Genomic DNA, 8,616 nt, shown 5'->3' with positions numbered 1-8,616 from the left:
GGCCCCGGTCCCGCAGCGGGGCCGGGGCCGCCGGACGTGTCCCGCGTGCTTACGGCGTTCCGGTGAGCAGTCCCCGGGCCGTCGCCGCGATCGCCTGCGCGTCGATGCCCGCGGCCCGCAGCTGCTCCTCCGGGGAGGCCGAACCGGGCATGGTGCGCACCGCCAGCCGGGCCAGGCGCGGCACCGGGCGGCCGTCGGTGAAGGCGTCCAGCACCGCGTCGCCGAGTCCGCCCTCGGGGTGGTGGTCCTCCACGGTGATGATCCGCCCGGTGACGTCGGCGGCCTCGCGGAGCGTGGGCAGGTCCACCGGCTTGAGGGAGTACAGGTCGATGACGCGGGCGGCCACGCCCTCCTCCGCCAGGGTCTCGGCGGCGGCCAGCGCCTCGTGGACGGTCACCCCGGCGGCCACGATGGTGACCCGGTCCTCCGGGGTGGCCCGCAGCGTCTTGCTGCCGCCGATCGGGAAGTCCTCCCCGGGGCCGTAGATGACCGGGCTGTCGCCCCGGGACGTCCGCAGGTAGCGGATGCCGCTCGCGCCGGCCATCGCGGCCGTCAGGCGGGCCGCCTGGTTGGCGTCGCACGGGTACAGGACGGTGCTGCCGTGCACGGCGCGGAACGTCGCCAGGTCCTCCAGGCCCATCTGCGAGGGGCCGTCCTCGCCGATGGCGACGCCGGCGTGCGATCCGACGAGGTTGAGGTCGGCCCGGCTGACGGCGGCCATCCGGACGAAGTCGTAGGCGCGGCTGAGGAAGGCGGCGAAGGTGGTGGCGTAGGGCACCCAGCCGCGTACCTGCATGCCGACCGCGGCGGCCACCATCTGCTGTTCGGCGATGTAGCACTGGAAGTAGCGGTCGGGGTGGGCGTCGCCGAAGAACCCGGCGCGGGTGGAGTCGCCGACCTCGCCGTCCAGCGCGACGACGTCGCCGCGGACCGCGCCGAGCGCGGCGAGCGCCTCGCCGAACGCGTTGCGGGTGGCGACCGAGTCGCCGATCTTGTAGTCCGGCAGCTCGGGCTCGCCGCCGCCGGGGCGCAGCCGCGACTCGGCGTCGCGCGGCGGGTGCACGTCCACGTGCAGGTCGCGGACGCCGCCCAGCTCCTCGACGGCCTCCGCGGCGTCCTTCAGCGGCTTGCCGTGCTTGCCTTCCTGGTCGGCGACGGCCCGCACGCCCTCGCCCTTGCGGGTCCTGGCGATGATCGCGGTGGGCCGGTCGGTGGTGGCGGCCGCCTCGGCGTACGCGCGGTCCACGGCCGCCACGTCGTGGCCGTCCACCTCGACGGTGTGCCAGTCGAAGCTGCGGATGCGGCGCGCGTAGGCGTCCAGGTCCCAGCCGTGCCGGGTCGGGCCGCGCTGGCCGAGCCGGTTGACGTCGATGATCGCGGTGAGGTTCGCCAGCCGCTCGTACCCGGCGTGTTCGAACGCCTCCCACATCGAGCCCTCGGCCATCTCGCTGTCGCCGCACACCACCCACACGCGGTACGGGACGCGGTCCAGGTCCCGGCCGGCCAGCGCGAGGCCGACGCCGATGGGCAGGCCCTGGCCCAGCGAGCCGGTGGCCACGTCCACCCACGGGATGCGCGGGGTGGGGTGCCCCTCCAACAGGCTGCCGTTCCTGCGGAAGGTCAGCAGCTGGTCGTCGGTGAGCGCTCCGGCCGCCTTGCCCATGGCGTACACCAGGGGCGAGGCGTGTCCCTTGGAGAAGACGAGATGGTCGTTGCCGGGGTTCTCGGCGTCGGCGAAGTCGTAGCGCAGGTGCTCGGCGAGCAGCACCGCGGCCAGGTCGGCCGCGGACATCGAGGAGGTGGGGTGGCCGGAGCCGGCGGCGTCGGCGGCCCGTACGGAGTCGACGCGCAGCTGTTGTGCCAGCTCGCGCAGCCGGTCGTACCGGGCATCGGCACCCGGGTCGTTCTGCGTGGTCATCAGGTTCCTTCCGCTTTTCGGGGCCCGTCGGGCCGGTTGCCGGCCGTCGCGGGCCGGTTCTTCGGGCCGGTCCTCTCCCCCGGTGCCGTCTGCTGCCCCGGCGTGGACTTCGCCGGGTCCCCCGCGCCGCCGTCCGCCGGTATGCGGGCCAGTTCGGGTGCCGCCGTGTCCAGCGGCACCGACCAGGAACGGACCAGGCCGAGCTGGACGCCCTGGCGCGGCAGTGCCGCGTCCAGCAGCCAGTCGGCGGCGACCCGGACGCGGTTGCCGGGCATCGCCATCAGGTGATAGCCGCGGGTCACGGCGTTGGCGACGGGCCCGGACAGCGGGACGTGCAGCGGGTTGGCGGCGGCCTGCACCCCGCCGAGGTCGACCATGAAGCCCAGGTCGTGGTGCTTGTAGGCGCGCGGTTCGCCCTGCCCGTAGGAGGCGGCGACGTTGTGGGCGGCGACCTTGCCCTGGCGCTGCGCGTGCTGGGCGGTCATCGGCGTCGTCTCGCCCGGCCGGGTCAGGTCGGGTACGGCGGCGGCGTCACCGCAGGCGAGCACCTCGGGGTGGCCGGGTACGGCGAGGAACTCGTCCACGCACAGCCGTCCGCGTTCGGTGGGCAGGCCCAGCGACTCGACGAGCGGGTCCGGGCGTACGCCGACGCACCAGATCAGCGACCGGGTGTCGACGCAGGTGCCGTCGTCCAGCAGGACCCCGTCGGAGGTGGCCTCCTTGACGGAGGTCCCGGTGCGGATCTCGACGCCGCGCCTGCTCAGCACCCGGTGCGCGGTGCGCGACAGCCGCTCGTCCAGCTCCGGCAGGACCCGGTCGGCGAGGTCCAGCAGAATCCAGCGGGGCCGGGGCTCGCCGCGCAGTCCGGCGTTGTGGCGCGCCAGCGACTCGGTGAACGTCACGCCGTGCGCGGCGACCTCCGTACCGGTGTAGCCCGCGCCGACCACGACGAAGGTCATGCGGGCGGCCCGCTCGGCCGGGTCCTCGGCGGCGCCCGCCAGCTCGATCTGGCGGGTCATGTGGTCCCGCAGGTACAGCGCCTCCGGCATGCCGCGGAAGCCGTGCGCGTGCTCGGCGACGCCCGGGACGGGCAGCAGTTTGTTGACACTGCCGACGGTCAGCACGAGGCGGTCGTAGCCGAGGGTCGCGGTACGGCCTTCCGGGTCGGTGTACGTCACCCGGCGGCCGTCCAGGTCGACGCCGCCGACCTGGCCGAGGACCAGCCGGACGTCCGGCAGCGTGCCGGTCAGCGACACCGACACCCGGCGCGGTTCCAGGATTCCGGCCGAGACCTCGGGCAGCAACGGCAGGTAGAGGAAGTAGTCGTTGGGGTTGACCAGGACGATCTCGGCGGCGCCGCGGGCCTTCTTCGCGAGCGTGCGGGCGCACTCGTACCCGGCGAAGCCCGCCCCCACGATCACCACGCGCGGCCGCCTCCCGGCACGGCTCTCCGCCACCATCTGCGTCTCCTCTCACCTCGGGGTCCTGCCCTGATCGGCCCGGGTGCCCGCATTCCGCGCGGGTATGTACGCCGTCCGGGCCGGCCGCGCGGCGCCGGTCGCCGTTCGGCCATCCGGTGCCGGAGCCGTCGCGGGGGCCGCTCAGTCCGGCAGGGCGAGCAGCACCCGGCCCGGCGCCCTCGGGTGTTCGACGGCCTCGTGCGCCGCGGCGACGGCGTCGAGGGGGTGGACGGCCGCGACGGGGTAGCGCAGCGCGGACGCGGCGGCCGCCGCGGTGATGTCGGGCAGGGCCTGGCGGACCGCTTCCCTGGGGAAGTCGTCGTAGCCCAGCAGCCGCACGGTCGCGTTCTTGTAGGCCAGCGGCCAGAAGGGCAGCGCGGGGGCGGGCTCGCCGGTGGCGTAGGCGGCGATCGTGCCGCCCGGGGCGAGCAGGCGCGCGTCGAGGGCGGCGTTGGCGCCGAGGGCGACCTCGACGACGCGGTCGGCGCCGCGTCCGCCGGTCAGCGCCAGCACCGCGTCCACGGCCTCGGCCCCCGGGCTCACCGCCCGGTCCACGCCCAGCTCCCGCAGCTCGGCGAGCTGCCCGGGGCCGGTGACCGTGCCGACGACCAGCGCGCCGGCGCGCCGCGCCAGGACGGCCGCCGCGCGGCCGACGCTGCCCAGCGCGCCCGCCACCACCACCGTCCGCCCGGCCACCGGGCCGTCCGCGAACACCGCGCGGTGGGCGGTGATGCCGGGGATGCCCAGGCAGGCGCCCTGTTCGGCGGACACGCCGGCCGGCAGGGCGCCGACGCAGCCCTCGGGGACGACCGTGTACTGGGCGGCGGTCCCGTACGGGCGGTAGCTCTGCGCGTACGAGCACCAGGCGCGGCGGCCCACCCAGTCGGCCGGCACCCCGTCGCCGACCGCGTCCACCACCCCCGCGCCGTCGCTGTGCGGCACGGTCCGCGGAAAGGCCGGAGCGGGGGCGCCGTGCCGGGCCTGCCGCTTCTTCACGTCCCCGGGATTGATCCCGGAGAACGCCAGCCGGATGCGCAGTTCCCCGGGGCCGGGCTCGGGAGTGGGCAGTTCCCCCACGTGGAACACCTTGTGTGCCGGGCCCTTGTTCTCGTACCAAGCGGCGCGCATACGGGCACGATACGGCGTCCGCCGACGGCGTGGACAACCCCGGCCGGGCGCAATACTTTCAATGGCACCTCAAGACGTCCCGGGGGGTGCGCGGTGAAGATCGAGGTCATCGAGAAGGACGATCAGTACATTCTGAATCACTGCACCAAATACCTCGCCAGGGAAAGCCGGGACGCGCGCCATGATTTCGGCCAGTACGCGCCCGGCGACGACCGCGCGGCGATCTGCGAGGCGTGGCGTTTCCCGGTCGTGGACGCGCACTGGGACGGGGTGTCGGCGGCCGGTTCGTATCCGTACAACGACGTGACCTTCGTCTACGACGGCCGCCGCACCGCCCCTGCGGCGGTGGCCGTACTGGGCACCTTCGGGCCGCTGCACTCGCCGGTGCCGCTGCGCCCGCTGATGTTCGCGGGTGAGCCGACCGGCTTCTTCGCCACCACCGTGCGCGTCCCCAAGGGGCAGGTGCACACGTACAAGTTCGCGGTGGACGGGGCGTATGTGCTCGACCCCGTCAACCCGCAGCGCACCGTCCTGGACAACGGCGAGCCGTGGTCGCGCTTCTTCACCGACGCCTGCACCGTGCCGCTGTCGCTGAGCCGTACCGAGCGCGATCTGCTGGGCCGGCTGGTGTGCCATCTGCTGCCCTTCCGGCTCGACGAGAACCGGCGCCTGATCCGCGGGGTGTACGAGTCGCTGGACCGCGCGGGCCGGGACGAGGAATTCCCGCTGTCCTATCTCCTGGACGACGAGGTGGGGACGGTCAACTACATCGACAAACTGATCGCCCGCCAGGAACAGCACCACGCCGACGATTACCACACCTGCCTCAAAATCATCGGTGAAATCATCCGGTCCCGGTTCGGCGGACTCGATCCGGCGGCGGCGCCCGCGGACATGTACGCGGATCTCTACCGGCAGATGGAAACCGAGAAGGTGGACGGCTGGGACTACTCCCGTTACGGAAGTCCGCGCTTCTTCCTGCTGCTTCTGCGGCGGCATGCGGTGACCGGGGCGTTCGTCCATCCGAAACACGGCGGGAATTCCGGCGCGGCAGGCTGGATGTATCTGGAGAGCCGGTTCCGGGACGCGCGGGACGCCACGCTCTTCGACTGGCGGCGGGCGCTGGAGTCGCCGCTGGGCCACAACACGGACTACCGCGGCTGAGGGAGGACGGCATGGCCGGGGAGAGTGCCGAAGTCGTCGTCATCGGCAGCGGCGCGGGCGGCGCACCGCTCACCCACACGCTCGTACGGGGCGGCCACCGGGTCGTCGTGCTGGAGAAGGGGCCGCTGCTGCGCACCCAGGCGCAGAGCCCCACCGGGCTGTCGGACTTCAAGCGCGACGAGTGCTTCGCCACCGGGTCGGAGAAGCGCATCACCGTGCAGGGCGTGGCCAACACCGGTGAGTCGTACTTCTCCAGCCATGTGGAGCCGGACTTGAACGACGAGCCGCACGTCTACCGCGACAGCGACGGGCGGGACCGGGTCACCATCGAGGGCTACACGGCCCAGGTGGTCGGCGGTGGCACCCAGTTGTACGGCGGGGTGTCCCCCCGCTTCACCCCTGAGGACCTGCGGCTGGCCACCCTGAACGCCTCGCGCGGCGACCTGCGCGACGACCCGGGCGGCGACGTGCGCCGGGAGGCCCGCGACTGGCCGCTGGACTACGCCGCGCTGGAGCCGTACTACACCAGGGCGGAGGAGCTCGTCGGCATCAACGGGACCTGGGACGGGCAGGCCAAGGTGCCCTCACAGGACCACTATCAGCCGCCGCTGGAGCCCAACCCGATCAGCGCGTACGCCGCCGCCGGCATGGACGCGCTCGGGATGCGCCGCTACCGCACCCCGCTCGCGGTCATCACCCGCGACCACGCGCCCAGCGGCCGTACGGTGCCCGCCGACGCCGACAGCATCAAGACGGCGTTCGTCAACCGCTACGGCGACCCGCTGGGCCTGAAGTCCAACGTCTGGGTGTCGCTGCTGGCGCCGCTGCGCGACATCGGCGGCGGCCTGGACCTGCGGGCCAACTGCACCGTCACCCACCTGGAGGCGGACGGTCCGCGCGTGACCACGGTGCACTACCGCGACCCCGGCGGGCGGCCCCGGACCATCACCGCCGGGACCGTGGTCGTGGCCTGCTCGGCCATCGAGTCCGTACGGCTGCTCCGGCTCTCCGGCCTGCTCGACCCGGCCTTCGACAAGCGCGTCGACGCCAACGGCCTGCTGGGCCGCTACTTCCTGACGCACTGCTTCGGCGGCGCCCAGTGCATCGTGCCGGAACGCGCCGACAAGTCCAGGACGCTGGACTCGGACTGGGCCACCGACCACTGCGCGCGCCCCGAGTGGTTCCGCGCCCAGGGCCTGTGGGCGGGCGGCGTGATCTACAACAACACCTCCGACGGCGCCCTGCCCATCTCCCTCGCCCGCACCTGGCACGCGATGGACATGGACAACATGTGGAAGGGCTACCTCTACGACACGGGCCTGGTCGGCAACGGCTTCGAGGACTACCTGGAGAGCAGCTTCGGACGGCGCCTGTCCGTGGCGTTCATGGCCAACCAGGTGCCGCAGCGGGAGAACCGCATCGAGCTGCACCCGAGCGTGAAGGACAAGTGGGGCCGCCCGGTCGCCTACATCGTCAAGACCTGGCACCCGCACGACCGGGCGCTGATGGACGCGCTCGCCGAGCAGTGCCGGCAGATCCTGGTGCGCGGCGGCGACGTGCGCGACGTCAGCTCGGGGTCGGTGGGCGGTTCGGTGGTGCGCATCGCCAACCACGTGCTGGGCGGCGCCCGGTTCGGCGCCGACGCGGCGGACTCGGTGCTCGACCCCGACTGCCGGGCCTGGAACTTCGACAACCTCTACGTCACCGACGGGGCGTTCATGCCGACCTCGGGCAGCGCGAACCCGACGCTGACCATCGAGGCGAACTCCTTCCGCGTCGGCGACGTGCTCCTGGACAGGCTCGGGAGGCCGTGACATGGACAGCCGTTTCGACGAGGTCTACACCCACCCCGAGAACGAGATCTTCCGCGTCGTCTTCTACCCGGACCGGATCTACCACGCCCGCTACCTCAACGCCACCCGCTCCTCCCGCTACCGCTACTACGTCGCCGAGGTACGCGGCTCGGCGGACGGCACCGTCATCAAGGGCGACGTCTTCCTCGGCGGCACCAAGCTGTGCCCGATGCTGCGCGTCGAGTACTCCGGCATCCGCCTCGTCGAGCAGGCGAGGGAGTTCAACCGGCGCCTGGGGCCGCGCACCCAGGCGTGGCTGAAGGTCACCGGCGAGGACCCGGCCGGCTCCGCCGAGGCCATCGTCACCCTGCACTGGGACCCGGTGATCGGCGCGTACGCGGTGGAGATCTGGGAGACGCTGGAGCCGCCGGACGGCACCGCGCACGACCACCGGGTGCTGCCGCTGATGGGCCGGGGCGCGCCGATCACCCGGGTGCCGCAGCTGTCCCCGCTGCTCGGCTCGGTCTCCGAGGTGGCGATGGCGTTCCGCGAGGACGGCGTGCTGTACCCGACGGGCCAGCGGCTGGGCAATCCGCAGTGGGACAACGCCTATCTGCGCTCCCACCAGGAGCCGCGTACGCAGGAGCCCAGCGATCCGCGGAACACCGTCACCGACAGCAACTACCTGCTGGACTTCCGGCGCGGCTTCTTCATCCCGGACGCCTCCCGGATACCGCCGGTCAACTACCGCAACCCCATGACCGACGAGGGCAACCCGGAGCGCCGGGACGACAACATCGTGCAGATGCGCTGGCTGTTCCAGCGCGAACTCGGCAGCGACCTGGTGTTCTTCCACGAGGTGACGGTGCCGCCCGGCGCCGTCGAGGGCACTCACCGGCACATCGGCTCGGAGGAGCTGTACTACGTCGTCTCCGGCACCGGCACGGCGTACCTGAGCGACGGCGACGACCCGACGACCGCCGGCTACCCACTGGTCGAACGGCCCGTCTTCGGCATGGGGCCGGTCAAGTGCCGGGAGCTGCCGGTCAAAGCGGGCAGCGTCCTGTACACCAAGAGCGGCGGCGTGCACGGCATCCGGAACCCGGGGACCGAGCCGCTGAAGTTCGTCGCGTTCCTCTATCACACCACCTGA

At 72.9% G+C, this 8,616-nt stretch carries 6 protein-coding genes; 3 read left to right on the top strand and 3 right to left on the bottom strand.

Translation table 11 applies throughout. The annotated features are described in order from the left end of the window. Positions 1-49: 49 nt before the first annotated feature. From ACFV57_RS40780 to ACFV57_RS40770, 3 genes are all read right to left on the bottom strand, one after another. On the bottom strand, positions 50-1,918 hold the full coding sequence (locus ACFV57_RS40780; RefSeq protein ID WP_385243737.1) for a transketolase: 1,869 nt from the start codon (positions 1,916-1,918) through the stop codon (positions 50-52). Continuing rightward, entirely contained in the window at positions 1,918-3,378 is a 1,461-nt protein-coding gene (locus ACFV57_RS40775; protein WP_385243734.1) for an NAD(P)/FAD-dependent oxidoreductase, read from the bottom strand. The genes ACFV57_RS40780 and ACFV57_RS40775 overlap by 1 nt, the downstream gene beginning before the upstream one ends. A 141-nt stretch (positions 3,379-3,519) precedes the next feature. Further along, positions 3,520-4,506: a zinc-binding dehydrogenase gene (locus tag ACFV57_RS40770; protein WP_385243731.1), complete on the bottom strand. Its 987-nt coding sequence runs from the start codon at positions 4,504-4,506 to the stop codon at positions 3,520-3,522. Positions 4,507-4,599: 93 nt separating this feature from the next. On the opposite strand from ACFV57_RS40770, the gene ACFV57_RS40765 reads away from it, so the two are divergent. The 3 genes from ACFV57_RS40765 to ACFV57_RS40755 are packed head-to-tail and all read left to right on the top strand — an operon-like array spanning position 4,600 to position 8,616. Beyond that, a complete protein-coding gene (locus ACFV57_RS40765; RefSeq protein WP_385243728.1) occupies positions 4,600-5,670 on the top strand; it encodes a gluconate 2-dehydrogenase subunit 3 family protein in 1,071 nt (356 codons plus the stop codon). Between the two features lie 11 nt (positions 5,671-5,681). Continuing rightward, a complete protein-coding gene (locus ACFV57_RS40760; RefSeq protein ID WP_385243725.1) occupies positions 5,682-7,484 on the top strand; it encodes a GMC oxidoreductase in 1,803 nt (600 codons plus the stop codon). 1 nt (position 7,485) lies between these two features. Continuing rightward, positions 7,486-8,616 carry a cupin domain-containing protein gene (locus ACFV57_RS40755; RefSeq protein ID WP_385243722.1) on the top strand — a complete coding sequence of 377 codons (1,131 nt, stop codon included), beginning with the start codon at positions 7,486-7,488 and terminating at the stop codon, positions 8,614-8,616.

Source organism: Streptomyces sp. NPDC059788, from assembly GCF_042732265.1.
Taxonomy (GTDB): Bacteria; Actinomycetota; Actinomycetes; order Streptomycetales; family Streptomycetaceae; genus Streptomyces.
Note: the sequence above shows the minus strand (reverse complement) of the source record. Positions and strands in the feature narration are given on the sequence as shown.

Excerpts from the sequence above, each read along its gene's own strand:
- ACFV57_RS40770 (WP_385243731.1), bottom strand. The coding sequence starts at position 4,506 with ATGCGCGCCGCTTGGTACGAGAACAAGGGCCCGGCACACAAGGTGTTC.
- ACFV57_RS40760 (WP_385243725.1), top strand. The coding sequence starts at position 5,682 with ATGGCCGGGGAGAGTGCCGAAGTCGTCGTCATCGGCAGCGGCGCGGGC.
- ACFV57_RS40775 (WP_385243734.1), bottom strand. The coding sequence starts at position 3,378 with ATGGTGGCGGAGAGCCGTGCCGGGAGGCGGCCGCGCGTGGTGATCGTG.
- ACFV57_RS40780 (WP_385243737.1), bottom strand. The coding sequence starts at position 1,918 with ATGACCACGCAGAACGACCCGGGTGCCGATGCCCGGTACGACCGGCTG.
- ACFV57_RS40755 (WP_385243722.1), top strand. The coding sequence starts at position 7,486 with ATGGACAGCCGTTTCGACGAGGTCTACACCCACCCCGAGAACGAGATC.